Genomic DNA, 22,796 nt, shown 5'->3' with positions numbered 1-22,796 from the left:
TGAATTCTTTATACATTTTGGCACTAAATTTTGAAATTTTATCCTTATTATTGAGTTCCCGTTCCAGGGATTGATATAAATGCAACTCACCCGATTAGAAATTAAAGGTTTTAAAAGCTTTGGCGATAAGGTTACCATTAACTTTAACGAGGGTGTTACGGCTATTGTTGGTCCTAATGGTTGCGGAAAATCCAATGTTATCGATGCTATGCGGTGGGTTTTGGGCGAGCAAAGTACACGTGCACTGCGCTCGGAAAAGATGGAAAACATCATTTTTAATGGTACAAAAAACAGAAAACAGGCACAACTTGCCGAAGTTTCATTAAGCTTTGACAACACTAAAAATGTATTGCCAACGGCCTACTCGCAGGTAACCATAACGCGCAAACTATATCGAAACGGTGATAGCGAATATCGTTTAAATGATGTTCAGTGCCGCTTAAAAGACATTACCGACTTATTTCTGGATACAGGTATAGGTTCTGACAGTTATTCGATCATTGAATTAAAAATGGTTGACGAGATTATCTCCAATAAAGAAAATTCTCGCCGTTCATTATTTGAAGAAGCATCTGGAATTTCGAAATACAAACTTCGTAAAAAACAAACCTTCAATAAGTTAAAAGATACCGAAGCCGATTTAGAGCGTGTAGAAGATCTACTTTTCGAAATCGAAAAAAACCTCAAAACCTTAGAGAACCAGGCTAAAAAAGCGGAGCGCTATTATAAATTAAAAGAACAGTACCGCGAACTAAGCGTTCAGCTGGCTACACATCGCATTGCTTTTTTTCGTACCGATTTAAATGCATTGGAAGCTCAGGAACAATCTCAGCAGGTAAACAGAACCGAATTGAGCACTAAAATTGATACGGGCGAGGCAGAATTACAAAAGCTTAAACTGGGCAGTATTAACCAGGAAAAAAACCTTTCCGTACAGCAAAGAGCCACAAACGAATTTGTTTCCAAAATCAGGGCTTACGAAAGTGAAAAAAAGGTTAAAAATGAACAGATGCGTTTTCTTCAGGAAAAGGAAAATCGTTTATCAACAGAACTTGAGAAAGATAAAAATCAGGTTAACCACATTAAATACAACATTAAGCGCTTAAACGAAGAAGTGCTCCTGGAAACTGAAGCTTTTAACCGTCTCGAAGCTGATTTAAAATTATTAAAACAAACACTCGATACATTAAGAGAACAACAACAAACCGAAAAAAACAGAACTGATAACCTGGTTAAATCGGTTAACGACTTGCAAAACCAGGTGTATCAATCGCAAAAAGAAATAGACATTTTAAACATTCAGAAGGATGCTTTGGTTCAGGAAACCAATAGGAATGTAGACGATACCGAAACCAAAAGCATGGAATTAAAGGCTTTTGATCACGCTTTGGCCGAACTGGATGTTCAGGTGCGGGAAAAGCAAGGCAATATTAAACAATATACAGAAGCTGAAGAGGTTTTAAAAACCAGGCTGGCAGAAGCAGAATTAAATCTAAATTCGAACAAGGAAAAACTCAATGCAGAAAACCGCAAAAGAGACGCGAAACAGAACGAATATAACCTGACAAAATCTCTTGTAGATAGCCTTGAAGGCTTTCCGGAATCCATTCGTTTTTTAAAAAAGAACAATACTTTTGCAAAAAGTGCCCTACTCCTTTCCGACATTTTGTTCTGTAATGAGGATTATCGCATTGCAATCGAAAATTATCTCGAACCTGTAATGAATCATTATGTAGTAGAGCAATATGCAGATGCGGTGCAGGCAATTAATTTGTTAACAGATGCAAGCCGTGGTCGCGCTAATTTTTTTATCCTTGAAAATGTACCGGATAAGAATCCTGCAATAGTAGACCATGAAGGATTAATTTCTGCGTTACAGGTAATTGAAGTAGATAAAAAATACCAGCACCTCTGTAATTTACTTCTTCAAAACGTATACATTGCCACCGGCGAACAAGAGCAATTGTTTAAGCAAAAACCAACAGAAGGGCTGACAATTTTAGCCAAAAACGGTAAATATGCTCAAACTAAATTTACACTTGCAGGCGGTTCGGTCGGTTTATTTGAAGGTAAAAGAATTGGCCGGGCAAAAAATTTAGAAAATTTAGCGAAGGAAATAAAGACAACTGAAAACCTTATCAATCAATACAACACAACTATTAAAGCCGAAACAGACAACATTTTCAACCTGAAAGAGGCTTCTAAAATCAACCAGATTACAGCCTTACAACAGGAATTAAACAAGTTAAATAATGAGCATATTTCAGTGCAAACCCGTCGCGACCAGTACCATGAGTTTATTACGACGAGCGAAAACCGCAAGGCAGACATTGCACAGAAAATCGTTTCGATAGAAAAAGGATTGTCTGAAAAACTTCCGGCTTTGGTTGCTTTGCAAAAAAATCAGCAGGAAGCACATGTAAATTTGCAGGAACAGCAAATTAATTATCAGGAAATTGCCGATCAGGTTAATGAATCTGCCGGAAAATACAATCAGGATAACATCCGTTTTCATCAGCAGCAAAACAAGCTATCGAGCCTTGAAAAAGATTTAGACTACCGTTTTGTGCAGGAAGAAGCGCTGAATAAACGGATTGAACAAAATGATAAAGACTTACAGGAAACCTTATCCGAAATCACCAAAACATTGCAACATACAGATTTAAACGATGACACACTTTTAGAAATGTATCAGCAGCGTGAGGAAATGGAAAAAGGACTGGCCGAAGCTGAAAAAGAATATTTTGAAAGTAAAGGCAACATAAATGAAGTTGAAGGTAACCTCACAACCCTACGCAAAAACAGAGAGGAAACTGATTTTCTTTTAACAGAATTGAAAGATAAAAAGAATGCGCTAAAAATTGATCTAAATGCACTGAAGGAGCGTCTTGCAGTCGAATTCAACATAGACATTAACGATCTTCTGGAAACAGAAACGGAAGTAAACGAAAGTGAATTTGATCTTCGCCAAAAAGTAGAAAAAATGAAACGTCAGCTTGATGAGTTTGGCGCCATTAACTCTATGGCTATGGAAGCATATAAAGAAATGGAGGAGCGTTATACCTTTATTCAAAATCAGAAAAAGGATTTAATTGCAGCCAAAACTGACCTTTTGCAAACCATCAAGGAAATTGATGATACGGCTAAAGAGAAATTTATGCAGGCCTTTACCCAGGCGAGGGAACATTTTATCGTTGTTTTTCGTTCTTTATTTAATGATGAAGACAGTTGCGATTTAATTTTATCTGATACTGCTAACCCTTTAGAAGCAGATATTGATATTATTGCACGTCCGAAAGGAAAAAGACCTTTATCCATTAATCAATTATCAGGAGGAGAGAAAACATTAACCGCTACTGCACTTTTGTTTTCACTTTACCTTTTAAAACCTGCTCCATTCTGTATTTTTGATGAGGTTGATGCGCCTTTGGATGACACAAACATCGATAAATTCAATAATATTATCCGGAAATTTTCTGATCAGTCGCAGTTTATCATCGTATCTCATAACAAACGAACCATTGCCAGTACAGATATTATTTATGGCGTAACCATGGTAGAACAAGGCGTTTCGAGAGTGGTAGCTGTAGATTTAAGAGAAGTGGCAGCCTAATCTTTTTATCTCGTACCTGGGAAATATTATTAACTTTAACTAAGTTAATAAAAGATGAGTATGAAAATCATTTTCAAATATTGCCTTATAGCGATTTTATTATTATCGGCTAAATATTCTATTTCCCAGGAAAGTACATCCAATCAACAGAAATACAAAAAAGCCCTGGTTAATTATGATGATTTTAAAAGTCTGGTCTCAGAAGTGGAAAATCACCGCAAACAACGCTTAATTAATTTAGATACTTTTCTAAAAATGAGTAAAGAGAAAAATGTAATTATTTTAGATGCGCGTTCTACTTTTCGATATAAAAGAAAGCATTTAAAAGGGGCCGTATCTTTAAGTTTTACTGACTTTACCCAACAAAACCTGAACGCGCTGATTCCAGATGTGAATACTAAAATATTGATTTATTGCAATAATAATTTTGAAGGAGACCAAATAGATTTCGCCTCTAAGGTTGCAGCACCTAAACCTCCTGTTGAAAGCCAGATACTATCAAACAGAAAACCAATTATGCTTGCCTTAAATGTACCTACATACATTAATCTTTATGGATATGGTTATAGAAACGTTTACGAACTGGATGAACTGGTAAATATTAAAGACCAAAGAATTAAATTTGAAGGAACGGTAAAATAGATCGTCGCATCTCCTAAACGAGCGGCTTTAGTACTTTACAGTACCAGCATTTTAAATTTAAGTTATTCTAAATGCAATGAAGACTTCTTTCAACATTTCTTAAAGATGTAATACAGCCTAACAAACCACGTTTTCTTACAATAATTAATATCTTTAAGCCCAAATCAATTCTGAAATGAAAATCCTTTATATTATTCCCTTAGCCCTAATGCTAAGCTGTTGTTCAGCTGTTAAAAATCAAAACGGAACACCCCAAAACTTAGATAATCAGCTACTAAAAGATGTGCAAACACTTTCTTCTGATGCATATCAAGGTAGAAAAACAGGAACTAAAGGAGCTGAAATGGCCAGGGCTTACCTTGTTGACAGGTTTATCAAATTAGGGTTAAAATCTTACCCGGCTAATGTTAATTATGCGCAGGAATTTACATTTAAATCTAAAGGCGCTACCATAAACGGCACAAATATAATAGGTTATATCCCGGGTAAAAGTGATAATGTAATGGTTATTTCTGCACACTATGATCACTTGGGCGTAGTGAAAGATGTTGTATTTAATGGTGCAGATGACAACGCCTCTGGCGTAGCAGGTTTACTAAAAATTGCGGCCTATTTTTCTAAAAACAAACCCAACAATACAATTATTTTCGCTTCATTTGATGCCGAAGAAGTAGGCTTACAAGGTGCTAAAGCATTTGTTTCCAATCCGCCTGTTCCTATAAATACCATTAGCATAAACCTGAACATGGATATGATCAGTCATAGCGATAAAGCTGAATTATATGTATGCGGAACCTTTAAATACCCCGAACTTAAAAAATATGTGGTTAACAATAATCCTAAAATAAAAGTTCTGTTAGGACACGATGACCCAAAGCTGGGCCATGAAGACTGGACAAACCAAAGTGACCAGGGCGCTTTTAATTCGAAAAATATTCCTTTCCTGTATTTTGGTGTAGAAGATCATAAAGACTACCATCAATCTACTGATAAATTTGAAACCATTACCCAGTCTTTCTTTAACGATGCTGCAAACGCCGTTTTGGATGTAGCAAAAAATATTGATCGCCAAACAGGATTACAACTTTCACTTAAAAATAAAACAATGATGAAAAATTAGCCCTGCTTGTTTAATCATTAATAAAAGACAATTAATTATATCAGACCTGCCCTATCGGCAGGTCTTTTTTTTTAAACGTCAGTGAAAATAAAAAATTAAATATCTGAAAATCAATTGATTAATAATTAAACTACAAAAATAGTTTGCAAACTATAAATATAGTAGTAAATTCAATTAAGCAAACTACAAAAATAGTTACAATGATAAAAGAACTTACAAAAGCAGAAGAACAAGTTATGCTCATCCTTTGGGAACTGAACGAAGCATTGGTAAAAGAGGTGATTGAGAAAATGCCCGAACCCAAACCGGCATACAATACAGTTTCGACTGTAATCAGGGTTTTAGAAGGTAAAGGCTTCGTAGATCATAAGGCTATTGGAAATACACACATTTACTTCCCGCTTATAAAAGAAGCTGATTATAAACACTTTGCCTTTGATAAGGTAATGAATAATTACTTTGAAAACTCTTATGAAAGTTTGGTTTCTTTTCTGGTAAAAGAGAAAAGTTTAAGCAAAAGTGAACTAAATGAGATTATTCAATTGGCAGAAAAACTTAAAAAAGATAAATGATGAACTGGCTATATTATTTACTCGAAGCAAATTTATACCTCATCCTATTTTACGGATTTTATAAATTGTTTTTGCAAAAAGAAACCTTTTATGCTGTAAACCGCTATTTTCTGATCCTATGTACAATGGCTTCGTTTATTTTCCCATTATTAAAAATAGGCTATTTTAATCAAGCGAGACCTAATTTTATCCTGGAAGAAGACCTCATTCAACATCAGGATAAACTATATGATATTCAACAGATTACAGAACCACAATCCAACTTATTTAACCTGCCACAACTCCTGCTCACCATCTACGGTTTAGCAATCCTTGTGTTGCTCATCAAAACCATAATCGGCCTTTTTAAAATCATTAAGATTTTAAAAAGCTCAACCAGAAAGACGGAAAATGGTATAACAATAGTCGAATTAAAAAATTCAAAGTTTGCTTTCTCTTTTTTTAATCTGCTCTTTATTGATCCTCAGTTGCCACAAAGAAATATCATTATAAAGCATGAAATGGCACACATTCAACAGAAGCATAGTTATGACATTGTATTTTTTGAGTTAATCCAAATTATAAACTGGTTTAATCCTGTTATCTACCTATTTAAAACAGAAATTCGGACCATCCATGAATACCTTGCTGATGAAGAAACCATAGAAAAGAACATTGAAAAATACGATTATGCCATATTTCTGATTCAAAATTCGCAAGGCATAAATGTTGTCCAATTAACCAATCAAATGTTTAGTACATCCATATTAAAAAAACGAATCAATATGTTAAATCAGAAAAAATCAGGCAAATGGTCCAGGTTGAGGTTCTTGTTAGCTTTACCTTTAGTGATGGGAATAGTTTCTTTATCCACGATGGCCTTTAAAAAAGATTATGGAATTGTAGATCTGTATTCGGGTAGTAACCAATCGAAAGTGTTTATTAAGCAAGATACAATTAAGAAAACTTTCTATGCAAATGGCATCAATATACCTAACTTAAATATCTTACACCTCGACTACAGGTATAATGAGGTATTACAAAAGCCCATGCCGGTAACCAAAAGATTATTCCTTATCAACGGAAAAGAAATTGAGGCCGGAACTTCAGGTGGGGCTAAAAATTTAGATCACATTATATTACTCGATCCTGAAAATGGAGTTAAAAAATATGGCGAGAAAGGAAAAAATGGCGTAATTGAAGTGTACGGTAAACAAGCAACGGCTTTAGACATTCCCTCACCGCCTCCTCCAATCGAACCTTCACCACTACCAAAACCAGCTAAAAAGATTATCAAAAAACTTCCACCACCTCCTCCACCAATTGTAAAGCCAGATTTGGAATCAATGTCTCAAAAATCAGCACCAATACCACAAAAAAACACAATTACGATAGCTCCACCACCACCATTTCCAAAATTGTCTCTTGATCGAAGCAAAAGTACTTTGTTGGTGATTCCGGATTCGGATTTTGAAAATAAAACCTTAACTGTGTATAATGAAAAAGGTAAAGTTGTTTACAATACAACCGACTACCAAAATGACTGGGACGGCAAAAGGGGCAATTACGGAAAATATCTTTCAGTCCTTCCCGCCGGTAAATATCAATATTTAATGAAAATAACAGGAAAACCACTTCTAAATAAAAGAGGCCAAATTAATATCACAAATTAAAATTACTGCGGTACATAAACCACATATTTTGTATCAAAAAAATCTTCTTCGAAATAAGCTGAAAGCGGGTATAATTCTGCTTTCAGCTTTGATTCTTTAATTTCTTCCGTTAAATCTCCACCTTTTAAATACAAAATCCCGTTTGGAATTGCATTGATGGATTCTTTCTTAAATTTCCCTTGTATCCATGGATAAAACTCACCAAGACGTGTTACTGCCCTTGAAACAATAAAATTGTATTTATTTTTAATTTGTTCGGCACGTAAATGATCAGCCTGCAGGTTTTCTAAACCTAATGCAGAAGCTACTTCTTTAACCACCTTAATTTTTTTTCCGATAGAATCCACCAAATGAAAATTGGTTTCGGGGAACAAGATGGCTAATGGAATACCAGGAAAACCACCGCCGGTACCTACATCCAAAACATCTTCTCCAGGTTTAAAAGTACATATCTTCGCAATTCCTAAAGAATGCAAAACATGGCGTTCGTATAATTCTTCAATATCTTTTCTGGAAATTACATTGATTTGGGCGTTCCAAAAGCTATAAAGTTCAAAAAGCTGCCCAAATTGGCTTATCTGTTTTTCAGTTAAGTTTGTAAAGTATTTTAAGATGATATCAGGTTTAACTTCAAGCATAATTTTAAGAATTGAGAATCTTATTTCCAGTTTACTTTTTTCTTGCCAAACAGTGCTAAAAAGCCATTAAGCGTTAAAAAGAAGAACAAAAGTATATCTAATATTGGGAACCACCAACGTAAATCGCCATAATTTAAACGTTTTAAAATTTTTGGGTATATAAAACAACGAATGAGGATGCTAAGCAGCAAAATCCCGCCTGCAACGTATTGTGTTTCCCTGCTAAAAAACATGCATGCAGCAAACGAAGCATAAAATAAGAACTGAAAAATAATCTGAACACTTAAAATAAATTTATGCCCGGGCTTGTACAGCTTCCCAGCACCAAAATGTCGTTTTTTCTGTTTTAGATATCCTGACCAACTCGTATTAGGTTCACTCCAAACATGGCTGTCTTTATTAATTCTGACTGCAGTATTTCTATTGTTGGCATGGGCATTCACAAAAAGATCATCGTCACCTGAAGGAATATGCATATGTGCCGCAAAACCCTTATTTTTAAAAAACAAAGCTTTTTTATAAGCCATATTTCGTCCAACGCCCATATAAGGCATTCCTTTTAAAGCAAACGAAAAGTAATTTACAGCGGTAAAAAACGTTTCAAAACGAATTAAAGCATTTAATAGTCCTCTTTTCTTTAAATAAGGCGAGTAACCCAATAAAATTTCGGTCTGGTCTTCGGCAGGCTGTTGCATGTCCATTAACCAATTTTCTGAAGCTGGGGTACAATCTGCATCGGTAAAAACCAACCATTCATTTTTTGCAGCCTTTATACCCATGGTTACGGCGAACTTCTTTCCAGCAATAAACTTATCGTTATCCAGTATCTTAACTACTTTCAGGTTTTTATATTGCTTTTCCAGCTGCTCAAGAAAATCTTCGGTACCATCCCATGAGCGGTCGTTAACAACAACGACTTCAAAATCCGGATAATTCTGAGCAAATACAGATGGCAGGTACTTTTTAAGGTTAACAATCTCATTACGGGCACAAATAATTACACTAATTGGCTTTAAAGCTATATGAGGCAACTCTTCTATGCGTACACGGGCTAATTTTAAATGTACGAAAAGTACATAATACAATTGTATAATTAAACAAAAAGCCAGGAAAGCCAGCAAACAAAGTTCGGGTAAGGTTAATATCACGATGTTAAAATAAACAGGCACAAATTTCTCATTTTAAATCAGTAATCCACTTTTATGTTGATAAAAAATTAAACAAAAATATGACCTCATAATTTGCTATTTTTGGCAGATTTTTAGCGAGGAGAAAAGCACGATATGAAATTTACTTTACAGGCAAACGATCCACTTTCAAAAGCCAGGGCAGGAACCGTTACTACTGCACACGGAGAGATACAAACCCCTATTTTTATGCCTGTAGGCACTGCTGGGACAGTAAAAGCAGTACATCAGCGTGAGTTGAAACAAGATATAGATGCCCAGATTATTTTAGGCAATACTTACCACTTATATTTAAGGCCAGGACTGGATACTTTGGAACAGGCTGGCGGATTGCATAAATTTATAGGTTGGGACCGCCCAATTTTAACGGATAGTGGCGGTTATCAGGTATATTCTTTAAGTAAAGTAAGAAAGATTAAAGAAGAAGGTGTTACATTCCATTCACATATTGACGGTTCGAAACATTTGTTTACACCTGAATACGCAATGGATATTCAAAGAACCATTGGTGCCGATATTATTATGGCATTTGATGAATGTACGCCCTACCCATGTGATTATACCTATGCTGCACAGTCTATTCAAATGACACACCGCTGGTTAAAACGCTGTTGTACGCATTTTGACCAAACCGAACCTAAATATGGCTTTGATCAAACCTTGTTTCCTATTGTACAAGGATCTGTTTATAAAGATTTAAGGATAAAATCGGCCGAATTTATCGCCAGCATGAACCGTGAGGGCAATGCAATTGGTGGTTTATCTGTTGGAGAACCTGCCGAAGAAATGTATGCCATGACCGAAGTGGTTTGTGATATATTACCAGCAGAAAAACCGCGTTATTTAATGGGTGTAGGTACACCTATTAATATATTAGAAAATATTGCACTTGGTGTTGATATGTTTGACTGTGTAATGCCAACCAGAAATGCCAGAAACGGCATGTTATTTACTAAAAATGGTATTATTAATATTCGCAACAAGAAATGGGAAAATGATTTTTCTCCTTTAGAAGCGGATAGCGATTTGCATGCAGATTTAGTAACAAGTAAGGCTTATTTAAGGCATTTAGTACATAGCAAAGAGATGCTTGGTGCGCAAATTGCGACATTACACAACTTACACTTCTATCTTTGGCTGGTAAAACAGGCTCGGGAAAAGATCTTAACCGGTGAGTTTTATGAGTGGAAAAACCAAATGGTTAAAGTATTAGGCAATAAACTATAAGATGAATATAATAAAGGGCAACATAAAAATTATAGACCGCTACATTATAGGCAAATATTTAGGCACATTTATATATGCACTGGCCATTTTTGTCATCATTATCGTTGTTTTCGATTTATCGGAGAAAATGGACGACTTTATGAAAAGCGGATTAAGTTTTTGGGGCATATTAACAAAATATTATGCTGGCTCTATACCATTCTACATCAACATGTTATCGCCATTAATTAATTTCATTGCGGTTATATTTTTTACAGCAAAAATGGCCGATCAAACTGAAATTGTGCCCATTTTAAGTGGTGGAGTAAGTTTTAATCGTTTCCTTTGGCCTTATTTTATCTCGGCAACTATTATTTTTTCGGCCAATTTATTATCAAACCTTTATCTTTTACCTTATACAAATACCTTAAAAAATAAATTCGAGAACACTTACGTTAAACGAAATGACCCATCAACAAAGTCTAACATACATATGAAACTGGATGACAAGACTTATATTTATATTGATAATTTCGATAACAAAACCAATTCAGGTTACCGTTTTTCATTAGATAACTTTGATGGTGACGTACTGACCAAAAAAATCATTGCAGAAAATATTAAATGGGATTCTTTAAAGCGCAAATGGCAATTGAATAACTATTCTATCCGCAAAATTGATGGCCTTAAAGAAACCATGATATACGGAAACGGAAAGCTTAAAGACACCATTCTGGATATGCGTCCCGATGATTTTTCTGCTTATGATAATGTGGTACAGAACTTAACAACTGCTGAACTTTCAGAGAAAATAAGAAAAGAAAAAATCAGGGGTACCGGTGTAATGAACGATTTGAGGTTTGAACAATACAAGCGTTATTTACATCCGCTTTCTGCATTTGTATTGACTTTAATTGGAGTAGCGCTTTCTTCCCGAAAAGTACGTGGAGGGGTTGGTGTATCGCTCGGGATTGGCATATTTTTAAGCTTTGCTTATATCGTATTTAACCAGTTTACCCAAATGTTCTCTACTAAGGGCGGATTACCTCCTTTTATAGCCGTATTAGCACCTACAATCTTCTTCGGAATCCTGGGCGTTTACTTGCTGATCAAAGCGCCAAAATAAATGGAGGCGAATAAAAAAAACCTGCTTATTCTTCATCTTACTGTATTTGTTTGGGGCTTTACCGGAGTATTGGGAAAGGTAATTTCAATTGATGCCGTACCCATGGTTTGGTACCGTGTTTTAATTGCAACCACAACACTTTTAGCCTGGTTTCTAATCACCAAAACCAATCTTAAAATTACCCGAAAACAATTTATCCAGTTCTTTTTAACCGGAGGAATTGTAGCCATCCACTGGATATTTTTTTTCCATGCCATTAAAGTTTCAACAGTTTCTGTTACGCTGGTTTGCCTCTCGTCCTTTACTTTATTCACGGCAATTTTAGAACCGCTAATAAAAAAGCAACCCATATTTATGGGCGATATCCTTGTGGGATTATTAATTATTGCAGGAATTTATCTCATCTTTAAATTCGAAAGTCAGTACACTTTAGGGATAATTTTTGGCCTTTTAGCCGCAGTTGCCTCCAGTCTTTTTTCAACCATTAATTCAACACTTGTTCAAAAAAGCGAACCTTCGATTATTGGATTTTACGAACTCATTGGTGGATTATTCTGGATTACTTTATACCGTTTATACGACGGATCATTACTACAGACCCACTTTAACTTAAGCTTAAAAGACTGGTTTTATTTAGCCATTTTGGGCACCTTATGCACATCGGTTGCATATGTTGCAGGTGTATCTGTAATGCGTACTTTATCCGCTTTCCGTGTGGCACTGGTAACTAACTTAGAACCTGTTTATGGTATAATATTAGCCTTCATTTTTTTCAAAAACAAAGAGCAGATGACAGGCGGTTTTTACATTGGAGCAGTCATTATTTTAGCTTCTGTATTTCTCTACCCAATCTACAAAAACAGGAAAAATCATCCTTAACTTAGCATACCTGCAAACGCAAAACCTGTAACAATTCTTTATTGGGACAAAGGTTAAAGTAGTGATTAAATTTGCGCTTACAATTCATATCAATGAGTTTTCCAGTCCACTTAAACTTCAAGGATTTCTATAATAAACAGTGAAAAAGAAAGCTTATTCCGAGGTTTCGACAGCCATTTGGAACATCAATTTTCAGTGCACAAGATTTATTGTTTTACATTGTATTGAGCATATAACTTACCTTGTATAAACGATAAAAATAACGCAAGATTTAAGCCTGAAATTTAGCATAATATCCTTGAGTTAAATTCAAATTTTAGCTTATTTAACCAAGCCACAAATAGGTTAAAAGTTCGTAATACATACAACTTAACTTAAAGCCAAATCCTTGCAAATTAACACGAATTGAATGGGCCAAATTCGACGATCATTGCTGGCTGAAAAATATAAATTAAGCACACTGTATTTTGCACAAAATCAAATCTATAAGGCCAGGTATATTGGTTAATAAAACAAAGCTTAATTGGAAATTTATAATACAAAAAACCCAATAAAACTGGCCAAATTATAAAGCACTTTTTTAACGAAAGGATAATGATTTCATATTAACAAACCTGATCGAATCAAGTTAAAAGTAAGGAAACAATCATATTATATTTAACAAAAAAACAAGCCTATAAATCTCGAATTAATTGCTTTTTACAGGATTTAAATCCATCAAAAAACAAACCATAATCCGGCAGATTTCCATTAAACTAAAGAAATAAAAAGTCAGAAAACAGCCAGTGCAATTGAAAAAAGACACAAATAAATTCGGGTTATAATTCCAGTACAAAACCCTAAAATTAAACTTAATTTTAGGTGGAAATCCAAACGAAAGCTCACCAGATATTAATAAAAACCAACCTAATTTACTTATCAGGCTAATAAATTGACGAATAAACAAACGCACTAAAACAAACAATCAAATGCCTAACAATCAAATACTTAACTCAATTTTCTATTTTTTCGATATTTAGTACATTTTCAGTTAAACCTGCCAAATATTGGCGTAAAATTACATTAACAAGCAAAATTCTATAAAATTAAAGGCCTTTTCAAGTCCATTTTGCATACAGAAAATAAAAAAGAGGTCTCATTCAAACACGCAAAAGCATAGAAAAAACGAAGAGAAACTTACCAAAGTTAAATAAATCTCAAAATGTATTCAGTAAGTATTTTCAAAGAACTGAGGTTTTATAAATTCTAAAACCTTGATTAATGCTTCTATTTATTCTATCAGCACTTACTTCTAAAACAGAAAACATGACTTAATGTCACAAATAAAATCAAAAAGAAAATTAAGTTTTTGGTGTTTAAAAGTCGAAAAGAAAATTCCTTCAGGCAAAAATATTAGCCTTAAAAAACTGAAGAAAGTATCCAAGAAGAACCTTCCAAAAAAGATAATGTCCAAACAATTTAATCCATTCATCAGTGTAGTTTCTTTGACCGATCAGAAGCACTTTGGTAAATAAGCAAAAAGGAGCTCACAGAATTAAATAATTATAGAGGATTCAAAATAATTTCGTGCGTACAAAAACACATAGAACGCAAAAAAATTTCAAGGAAAATCGAATAATAAGTGTAATTTAAAGCAATAAATAAACAGTCAATAATTGTTGCGCAATACACTAAAAAAGCATTTTAAAAACCGGGTAGTAAACACATAAATCTCTTATTTAATTGATTTAAATAAAACAAATAAAAATATAAAAATCAATATGTTATGATTTTTACATAAAGTTAAAATGTACAAAAGATTATGATCGTAAAATTTAAAAAACTAAATATTTTAGCATACCACTAAGATGAATCTAATAAAAGCACACAAAAAATTAATTATCAGATACTTATCAACAATCACATTAAGCTTTATATCAGTATCGGTTTTTGGACAAATTTTCAGCACTGCACAGAACCCACTTAGTGTAAAATGGCATTACATTTCATCTGGCGGCTTTAAAATCATCTATCCCGACGAACTGGAGAAAGAAGCACAAAGAATGGCGAATACCCTCCCCTTCATTTATCCAAAAATTGGAAGCGGATTAAACAGGCAAAAAACCTCCATTCCACTGTTGCTGCAAAACCAGGGAACCATTGCAAATGGCTTTGTACAATTGGGACCGAAGAAATCTGAATTTTACGCCACCCCACCGCAATACTTCGACAGTCAGGATTGGTTAAATAATCTGGCTGTACATGAGCTTCGTCACATTGCCCAATTTGACAGATTGACAGGCGGGCAAGCAAAACCTTTTCCTGAACTGGTTTACTTCGCCTACATGGGAGCTGCCATACCAACCTGGTTTTTTGAGGGAGATGCGGTTGTTAATGAAACCGCCCTTACCTTTTCGGGCAGGGGAAGACAACCCAATTGGATCATGCCTTATCGGGCTTCAATTTTGGAAGGCAAAAAATTCAGTTACAGCAAAGCTTATTTTGGATCTAATAAAGATGTAACTTCAGGCTATTACCAAACCGGCTACCTGATGGTTGCGAGAATGAAAGCGGAACATGGAAAATTCTTTTCCGACAGCTTATTAAATGACATCAGAAAAAGACCAGTTCGGCCTTATCCTTTTTCTGCAAGCTTAAAAAAATTCAGCGGAGAAAATACCCGTCATTTTTTTTTATCCACCCAAAATGAAATAGAGAAAAAGTGGAAGAGCCAGGCAGAAAATTCAGCAACAGAAAACTACCAAAGTTTAAATCAGAAATCAACCTATGCTACAAATTATTTTCTTCCGGTCAGGATTAATAAAAACCAGATCCTGGTCCTTAAAGAAAGTAAAACTGAGGCCAGGCATTTTGCCTTAATTAATGAAGATAAAAGTGAACAAAAGTTATTTGGAATTGGCTACCAGGAACAGCCTTGGTTTAGCTTTAAAAATGGCATTTTAGTTTGGGACGAAATCAGGTACGACCCAAGATACAAACAAAGAAATTATAGTGTAATCTGCAGTTACGATTTTAAAACAAAAACGTTTAAAAAATTAAGCAGCAGGAGTAAAATATTTTCTCCAAGTTTATCTGCTGATGGAAAGAAAATTATAGCGTCAAAAGTTGATTTGCACAACAATTTTAACCTGGTCGAAATTGAAACGGCAACAGGCAAAATTTTGAGAACCTACCCCAACCCTGAAAACCTGATTATTCAAACGCCTTCTTTTGATGAGGAAGGAAAAAAGGTTACATACATTGGGGTTAATGAAAAGGGGAAAAATCTAATCCTGCTGAACGGCGAAAAGAAAACATACCTCATCAGCAACAGCCGGCAACAATTGAGCAGACCAATTTTTATTGGCGATCAAATTGTTTTCAATGCGCACTTCAATGGCATTGATAATATTTATGGCCTAAACATTTCTTCTGGAAAAATTAATGCATTAACGGCTTCTAAGTACGGTGCTTTTAACCCAAGTAAAACCGAAACTGAAAAAATTGTTTTTAACGATTATAAAATTAATGGCTATGAAATTTCGGAAAAAAATATTGAAGAAAAAGAAGTGGGGAAAGATGGATTTGTAGACTTTGCCGCTGCTGCCGAAAAGCAGGAAAATACAGGCACCGTTTTTGAAAATATTCCAGACAGTGCTTACAAAGCGAAACCTTATCACCAGGCTTTAAATCTTTTCAGTTTTCATAGTATTATTCCAAGCATTGATGATGAATATACTTTTGGTTTGGAACTTCAATCCAACAACCTGCTCAACACAATGGATTTTTATACCGGCGTAAAATACCATCGTGATTTAAAAAGATTTGAGTACACCGCAGACATTAGCTACAAGGCACTTTACCCAATATTTAGTGTTCTATATCGAAACAGACCAAAAAGAACGTTCTACAGAGCTAAAAACGGCATACAGCAAGGCGATTGGCGCGAGAACTATATTAAGCTTAATGCATCGCTCCCACTTTCGTTTAATGCAAGAAACCAAAACTACTCGTTTACTTTAAATGCGGCAACCAGTTTTACCCAACGTTACCTGCCGGAAAATATGCCAACTAATTTCATCACAAGGCTTAAATTTCCGATGGAATATAATTTTACTTTTAACCATAGCGTGCAAACAACCGAAAGAGATATTGCGCCAAAATGGGCGCAGGTTTTTAGAGTAACTTATGATCACCAGCCTTTCGACAAAAATTTAAAAGGTGAAATTTTAGCCCTGGAAAGTTTTTTATACTTCCCGGGTTTTGCTAAAAACCATTCTTTCCTGGCAAGCTTTAATTACCAGGAAGCAACAGGCGTAAACCAGTATGCAACAGAAATTGCAACGGTATATGGTTACAACAATATCCTGGCAAAAAGCAAACTTCAAAACAGCTTGCTTTTTAACTACCGTTTTCCGTTTGCTTTTCCGGATTGGGAAATCGGACCGTTGGCTTATATTCGCAATTTTAGGGGTGGATTATTTTGTCATTATGAAAACATTGGAAAAGACAGCAATTTGGGTCAGCCAAAAACTTATGGTGTAGAATTGAATACAAGTTTAAACATTTTGAGGTATCAGCCTGTTGTTGATATTGGAACAAGATTAGTATTTGTTAATCAAATGTATAATCAAAACCCGATATTAGAGTTTTCATTTAACTATAGCTTCTAAAAAACATGAGCGCAAAAACCATTTTCATCATCATCCTAACGGCATTATTAACTATTTTTTTAATGGTAAATACAGATCCCGTAGACTTTAATTTTCTGGTTACAACACTGGCAGTATCAAAATTACTGGTTGTTGGAGTATGTATTATTATTGGTTTCATCATTGGGTTTATAGTTGGCCGCCCAAGAAAAACGGTAAAAAACTTAGATGTTGAAATAGAAAAACAACATTCGGCAATCGAAAATAAAAAAACGTTGAGCGACGAAGACAGAGATTATATCAGTTAAAAAAGTATAGTCGCAACTGGTATTGCGACTATACTTTTTGCGTTTACAATAAGCTATCATTAACTTTATTAAGCACCCTTGCATGCCTGGTAAGTGAATGAAACATCAGTTGATGGCCTGTGCAGGTCGTTTGGCCTTAACCGATAAACTCCCTACTGGCTTTCAAAGTATTTTTAATGTGTCGGTAATTAAATTTTAAAGGAAACAAATACTACTAAGAGCCTATGATGATTGCAGGATAAGAAAAACAATGTGACCGAAGTAGCACTAATTTATGGCTATAATAATGCAGCGGCATTCTCCATGTCATTTTTTAAAGAATTTGGCATAAGACCAAGTGCAATTTAGCCCGGAAATTCACAGCTAAAACACTGATATACTTCAACTTAAAATAGCCTGTAAAATTTCGCCGTACAGCAAACCACTACCACCGCCATAATGCTGGATAATTTTTAAGTCCGGGCGTATTGACGTTAAGTTTTTCTTCAAAACCTGCTCACATTCTTCATCAATTCCATTTCCAAGCAAAACTAAATCCAAGTGCAATTTTTCGCAAACTGAAATTGCTTCTTCATCGCTGCAAACGGCTATACCTGTCCATTCTGGCCTTGCATTTAGCAAACGTTCCATTACGGTTGTAATTTCGGCATCTCTGCCAACATAAAGTATGGTAAGTAACATCTTAATTTTTATAAAAAAAATAATGTGCCAAGCTAAGCCTGGCACATCATTTTATGGTTTATACTATAGTTCCATTGGCAAATCCATCAGCAATACTTCTGCATCGGCAGAATCTGCTTTAAAACTGATTTTATCGGTATCCCAGATACCAAGCCCATCTCTTTTGCTCAACGTTTGCCCATCAATAGTTACTTCACCGTTAATAACAAAAGCGTAAACACCGTTTCCGGCTTTTTTGATTTTGTATTCGGTTTCGAAACCGGCATCAAATTTACCCAACGAGAACCAAGCATCCTGGTGAATCCAAACATTATCATCGTCTGCATTTGGCGATAAGATTTGCTGAAAGTTATTGTGACGGGCAGCAACATCCAAAGTTTTTTGATCGTAACGTGGCGTTACATTCTTTTTGTTTGGAAATAACCAGATCTGCAATAAGTTTAACTGAACATCAGGCAAAGCATTAAACTCACTATGGCTAACACCTGTACCGGCACTCATTACCTGGATTTCTCCGCTTTTAATTACAGCAGAATTCCCCATACTATCTTTGTGTGCAATTGCACCAGCCAATGGAATGGTAATAATTTCCATGTTATCGTGCGGATGTGAGCCAAAGCCCATCCCGCCATCAATACTGTCATCATTTAAAACTCTTAAAACCCCAAAATGCATCCTTTCAGGATTGTAATAATTAGCAAAACTAAATGAGTGATGTGCATTTAACCAACCATGATTTGCATGACCGCGGGTGTTTTCTTTGTGCAAAATAAATTGTGACATAAATTTCCTTTCTTGTTTATGATACAAATTTACCAACGTTTTGCTTTGTGCACATTGATGTAGGATAAGTAATATTTAAAAATGCTTTTGATGGCTGCATCAATATTTGTTCAGAATAACGCTGGTCATTTTTAAGCTTGGTCTGTAATTTGCTGTGCTTAAGCCAAACCGTAAATCTAAAACCGCTAACGCTAACCTATGAAACGTGGCTATATAATATTTTGGGCGTTGTACATGCTATTTTTTGCCATCCCATTCCCAATGATCCTATATTACAACATCAATAATCCATCCGATTTAAATGCATTAATTGATAAAAACCCCTGGTTCGCCCTAAGCATACTCAGCGTTTCCATTATATTATGGTTTATTCTTTTAATTCGTTATTTTAAAAAATGGATATTATCGGTTTTTGTATCAAAAAGAAATGTAGATTACCTTAAAAACCACGGTTTACGCAGAGAAGCTAAAATTCTGAATGCAACCAAGCTTTCAAAAGATAACGCTAAATACGACACTTACGAACTTAATCTTTCCTTTAAAAATCTGGTTGATACTGAAATTACCCAAATAGCAGGTGTAAATGACGCAAAACCGCACGAACGCCGCTTTGCTGTTGGGCATAGGGTTGATCTATTGATTGATCAGGAAATGAAACGCGTCCCGTATTTTATTTTTGCCAGTACCGAGGCCAGCATTAACAAAACGACTTTATTTTTAAGATTGTTAGGTTGGCTTGCCTTATGTGCAATTGTTGCAGCTTATTACGCCTATTCGTATCACATAGAAAGTTATGGTTATGGCTGGCGATTTTTGAGTCTTGTCCATCCTTTAATTTTGTGCCCCGCAATACTTTTATTGTACAGTTTCGTATTGGCGCTCATTTTCAAAAAAATCAGGGGAATTGATCAGGCAGCCGTTATTAAATTTAAAGGCATAAAAACTACGGCCAAACTCATTGAGGCAAATCAAACAGGCACTTATATTAATGAGCAACCTATGATTCGTTTCGAACTGGAGTATACGGATGATAAACATCAGGTGCATAGAAGCAGTTTAAAAAAAGTTGTCGACTTACTCCATTTAGACATTACGAAACAGCCTTATATAGATATTTTTTACCTTAAGGAAGATCCTAAAGTTATTGCATTTGCCAGCGATTTAAACGAAACAAGTTAGAGATGAAAAAACAAACACAATATTTATTTCAGATTTTTTTAGCGGCCTTAATTTTTTCTGCCTGCAAACAAGTTTCAAAAAGCATGGATGATACTTTAAATCCGAAAGACACCACCACAAACACTCATAAAGAAACGGTTAAGCCAAACGATATCACCTCTTCCCATGGTCCGGACCGGATGAAAAAAGTTATTGATTCACAAATACAGCATGTAATGAAGCAGGTAGAAATGCATACTTCCAAGCGCATTAACATTCCTATAGAATCAAATGTTAAAGATTTTTTAAGCAATACGACTGGCCTGGAAAAAGCAGAAGCTGCTTTAAAACAACTGCCTCAATATGCAGGAAAGGAAATTTTCATTTATAAACTTGCTCATTTTAGGGATAACGGAAGCATTGAAATTAAACTACAGCATCCTAAAAATCCAAAATACGTTGATAATTATACTTATAAAAATGGAAAATGGTCTGAACCTGAGCCTGAACAACTTTCAGTAAGAGACAATATCCAGAGCAACCTAATTTCATTAAATAATATCAGCTTTACCAGTGCTGCAAGGGTTAATAAAACATATAATGAAAAAACAGCAGAAATTGAAGGGGCAAAACCAACCACAAGTGTTTATTTTTATGTCAGGAATGGTACGGTTAAATGGTACCCCTCAAGCATTTCTGGCAGTCGCGAACGTTATTCAATCGAGTTTAACTCAAATGGAAGTTTAAAGAGTTTTAATCGGGATTAATTTAAAGGGGTGAGAAAATTTACTTAGCCTAAGCTCTTTAGGCTGATCATTATGAACTGAAGATCATTTATATTTTTAATCTAAAAAGCAGGATGTTTATAACTTACTATAAACATCCTGCTTTTTAATATTGCATCAAATATGTGGTTGCTTTTACGCTAATGCCTGCTCAATATCTTCTAAAATATCATTAATATGCTCTAAACCGATCGATAAACGAATTGATCCTTGTTCTATACCAACTTCTACACGCTGCTCTTCTGTTAATTTAGAGTGTGTACTTGTTGCAGGATGCGTAGCAATGGAACGTGTATCGGCAAGGTTTGCTGAAATAGAGAACATTTTAAGGCTATCCATAAATTTACGGGCACCGTCTACTCCACCTTCAACAACGATGGTCACAATGCCTCCGCCCTGGCTCATTTGTTTTTTAGCAATTTCGTATTGCGGATGCGATTTTAAAAATGGATACTTAACCAGTTTAACCTTAGGGTGCTTTTCTAAGTATTCGGCAACTTTTAACGCATTTTCGCAATGGCGATCCATACGAACAGCTAATGTTTCTAAACTTTTAGATAAAATCCAGGCATTAAAAGGCGACATTGCCGGACCGCTATGACGGGCAAATCCTTCAATTTCTGCAATAATTTCTTTTGTCGATAAGATAACACCACCTAAAGTACGTCCCTGGCCATCAATGTATTTTGTTGCAGAATGGATTGAAATGTGGGCACCAAATTTAAGTGGCTTTTGCAGGTAAGGAGTTGCAAAACAGTTATCAACGGCTAATATCACCTTGTGTTTTTTGGCTAAATCGCCCAAAAACTGAAGATCGATAATATCGATACCGGGATTCGAAGGCGTTTCAACAAAAATCATTTTAGTATTTGGCTGAATCAGGGCCTCCCATGCTTCCGGTTTATCTAAATCAGCATAAGCATAAGTTACGCCCCATTTGCTAAATACATTGCTTAACAATTGGTGCGTAGAACCAAAAACGGAACGACTTGATAAAACATGGTCGCCGCTTTTAAGAAAGGCACCAAAAGTAGTAAATATAGCTGCCATACCTGTTGCTGTTGCCCAGCCGGTTTCGGCTCCTTCTAAAAGTGCCATTTTCTCAATCAGCTCTGAGGTATTAGGGTTTGCGTAACGGCTGTATACATTGCCTTCTTTCTCACCGGCAAACAAAGCACGCATATCCTCGGCATCATCAAATTTATAACTCGATGTTAGGTAAATTGGCGATGAATGCTCTTTATGCCCGCTTCTTTCGGTTTGAGTGCGAATGGCTATGGTTTCAAAATTTTCGGATTTCATTGTATTGTTATTATCAGAATTGGTGTATCGAGCATCATGAGCTGTTTAAACATCAAATAGGCACCACAATTTTCTCGATACTTTAAAGTTATTATTTGTTAATTGTGTATGTAAAATTAATAGTTGCAGAGCGCCCTAAGATATTGGAAACAGAACAATATTTATCAAAAGTCATTTGTAATGCCCTTTGCACCTTAGCCTCGCTTACATCTCCGTATAATTCGAAGTTAATGTCAATTACATCAAAAATAGGTGGCATTTCTTCGTCTTTTCGGGTTGCTTTAATGTTAATTTTAATGTCGTTTAAAGGTTCTTTTTGTTTGGTTAAAACATTAACCACATCAATACCGCTACAGCCACCTAAGCCAACCAGCAGCATTTCCATTGGCCTAAAGCCTTTACCTTCGCCACCTATGGCTGGTTTCGCGTCTAATTGCACAGTAAAACCACTTTCGTTTTCTGCTTCAAAATTAAATTTACCGCTTTTGCGGATGAGATTTATCTCCATCTCTT

General features: G+C 35.3%; 18 protein-coding genes. 12 read left to right on the top strand and 6 right to left on the bottom strand.

From position 1 onward, the window contains the following. Positions 1-79 precede the first annotated feature (79 nt). The 5 genes from smc to R2Q77_RS06180 all read left to right on the top strand — a co-directional run bounded on the left by smc (position 80) and on the right by R2Q77_RS06180 (position 7,599). A complete protein-coding gene (gene smc / locus R2Q77_RS06200; protein WP_316802849.1) occupies positions 80-3,613 on the top strand; it encodes a chromosome segregation protein SMC in 3,534 nt (1,177 codons plus the stop codon). 60 nt (positions 3,614-3,673) lie between these two features. Further along, complete coding sequence (locus tag R2Q77_RS06195) at positions 3,674-4,255, top strand: rhodanese-like domain-containing protein (protein WP_316802848.1); 582 nt, start codon at positions 3,674-3,676, stop codon at positions 4,253-4,255. A 175-nt stretch (positions 4,256-4,430) separates the two neighbouring features. After that, positions 4,431-5,375: a M28 family peptidase gene (locus tag R2Q77_RS06190; protein WP_316802847.1), complete on the top strand. Its 945-nt coding sequence runs from the start codon at positions 4,431-4,433 to the stop codon at positions 5,373-5,375. A gap of 200 nt (positions 5,376-5,575) precedes the next feature. Continuing rightward, positions 5,576-5,947 (top strand): BlaI/MecI/CopY family transcriptional regulator, encoded by a 372-nt coding sequence (locus R2Q77_RS06185; protein ID WP_316802846.1) that lies wholly within the window; start codon positions 5,576-5,578, stop codon positions 5,945-5,947. Next, entirely contained in the window at positions 5,944-7,599 is a 1,656-nt protein-coding gene (locus R2Q77_RS06180) for a M56 family metallopeptidase (protein ID WP_316802845.1), read from the top strand. Before R2Q77_RS06185 ends, R2Q77_RS06180 begins: the two co-directional genes overlap by 4 nt. 2 nt (positions 7,600-7,601) lie before the next feature. Here the strand turns inward: R2Q77_RS06180 and rsmG are convergent, their stop codons facing one another. Both rsmG and R2Q77_RS06170 read right to left on the bottom strand, forming a co-directional pair. After that, complete coding sequence (gene rsmG / locus R2Q77_RS06175; protein ID WP_316802844.1) at positions 7,602-8,237, bottom strand: 16S rRNA (guanine(527)-N(7))-methyltransferase RsmG; 636 nt, start codon at positions 8,235-8,237, stop codon at positions 7,602-7,604. Between the two features lie 20 nt (positions 8,238-8,257). Beyond that, entirely contained in the window at positions 8,258-9,385 is a 1,128-nt protein-coding gene (locus tag R2Q77_RS06170) for a glycosyltransferase (protein WP_316802843.1), read from the bottom strand. Between the two features lie 135 nt (positions 9,386-9,520). On the opposite strand from R2Q77_RS06170, the gene tgt reads away from it, so the two are divergent. From tgt to R2Q77_RS06145, 5 genes are all read left to right on the top strand, one after another. After that, positions 9,521-10,651 (top strand): tRNA guanosine(34) transglycosylase Tgt, encoded by a 1,131-nt coding sequence (gene tgt, locus R2Q77_RS06165; protein ID WP_316802842.1) that lies wholly within the window; start codon positions 9,521-9,523, stop codon positions 10,649-10,651. Position 10,652: 1 nt separating this feature from the next. Continuing rightward, positions 10,653-11,756 carry an LptF/LptG family permease gene (locus R2Q77_RS06160; RefSeq protein ID WP_316802841.1) on the top strand — a complete coding sequence of 368 codons (1,104 nt, stop codon included), beginning with the start codon at positions 10,653-10,655 and terminating at the stop codon, positions 11,754-11,756. Then, positions 11,757-12,635, top strand: coding sequence for a DMT family transporter (locus tag R2Q77_RS06155; protein ID WP_316802840.1), 879 nt, complete (start codon positions 11,757-11,759; stop codon positions 12,633-12,635). It begins immediately after the preceding gene. A gap of 1,847 nt (positions 12,636-14,482) precedes the next feature. Next, on the top strand, positions 14,483-17,287 hold the full coding sequence (locus R2Q77_RS06150) for a hypothetical protein (protein WP_316802839.1): 2,805 nt from the start codon (positions 14,483-14,485) through the stop codon (positions 17,285-17,287). 5 nt (positions 17,288-17,292) lie between these two features. Continuing rightward, positions 17,293-17,574, top strand: coding sequence for a lipopolysaccharide assembly protein LapA domain-containing protein (locus R2Q77_RS06145; RefSeq protein ID WP_316802838.1), 282 nt, complete (start codon positions 17,293-17,295; stop codon positions 17,572-17,574). Positions 17,575-17,955: 381 nt separating this feature from the next. On the opposite strand, the gene R2Q77_RS06140 is transcribed toward R2Q77_RS06145, so the two are convergent. Together R2Q77_RS06140 and R2Q77_RS06135 are read right to left on the bottom strand one after the other, a co-directional pair. Further along, entirely contained in the window at positions 17,956-18,255 is a 300-nt protein-coding gene (locus tag R2Q77_RS06140) for a hypothetical protein (RefSeq protein ID WP_316802837.1), read from the bottom strand. Between the two features lie 63 nt (positions 18,256-18,318). After that, entirely contained in the window at positions 18,319-19,038 is a 720-nt protein-coding gene (locus tag R2Q77_RS06135) for a pirin family protein (protein WP_316802836.1), read from the bottom strand. Between the two features lie 261 nt (positions 19,039-19,299). Here R2Q77_RS06135 and R2Q77_RS06130 point away from each other — a divergent pair, with 261 nt between their 5' ends. Both R2Q77_RS06130 and R2Q77_RS06125 read left to right on the top strand, forming a co-directional pair. Beyond that, positions 19,300-20,217, top strand: a complete 918-nt coding sequence (locus R2Q77_RS06130) for a hypothetical protein (RefSeq protein WP_316802835.1) — start codon at positions 19,300-19,302, stop codon at positions 20,215-20,217. A 2-nt stretch (positions 20,218-20,219) separates the two neighbouring features. After that, the gene (locus R2Q77_RS06125) at positions 20,220-20,963 is read left to right on the top strand and encodes a hypothetical protein (protein WP_316802834.1); all 744 of its coding nucleotides are present in this window, start codon (positions 20,220-20,222) and stop codon (positions 20,961-20,963) included. A gap of 153 nt (positions 20,964-21,116) precedes the next feature. On the opposite strand, the gene R2Q77_RS06120 is transcribed toward R2Q77_RS06125, so the two are convergent. Both R2Q77_RS06120 and R2Q77_RS06115 read right to left on the bottom strand, forming a co-directional pair. Continuing rightward, on the bottom strand, positions 21,117-22,283 hold the full coding sequence (locus tag R2Q77_RS06120; protein ID WP_316802833.1) for a trans-sulfuration enzyme family protein: 1,167 nt from the start codon (positions 22,281-22,283) through the stop codon (positions 21,117-21,119). A gap of 91 nt (positions 22,284-22,374) precedes the next feature. After that, positions 22,375-22,791 carry an OsmC family protein gene (locus R2Q77_RS06115; protein WP_316802832.1) on the bottom strand — a complete coding sequence of 139 codons (417 nt, stop codon included), beginning with the start codon at positions 22,789-22,791 and terminating at the stop codon, positions 22,375-22,377. Positions 22,792-22,796: the final 5 nt, after the last annotated feature.

Source organism: Pedobacter nototheniae (assembly GCF_032678625.1).
GTDB lineage: Bacteria > Bacteroidota > Bacteroidia > Sphingobacteriales > Sphingobacteriaceae > Pedobacter > Pedobacter nototheniae_A.
Note: the sequence above shows the minus strand (reverse complement) of the source record. Positions and strands in the feature narration are given on the sequence as shown.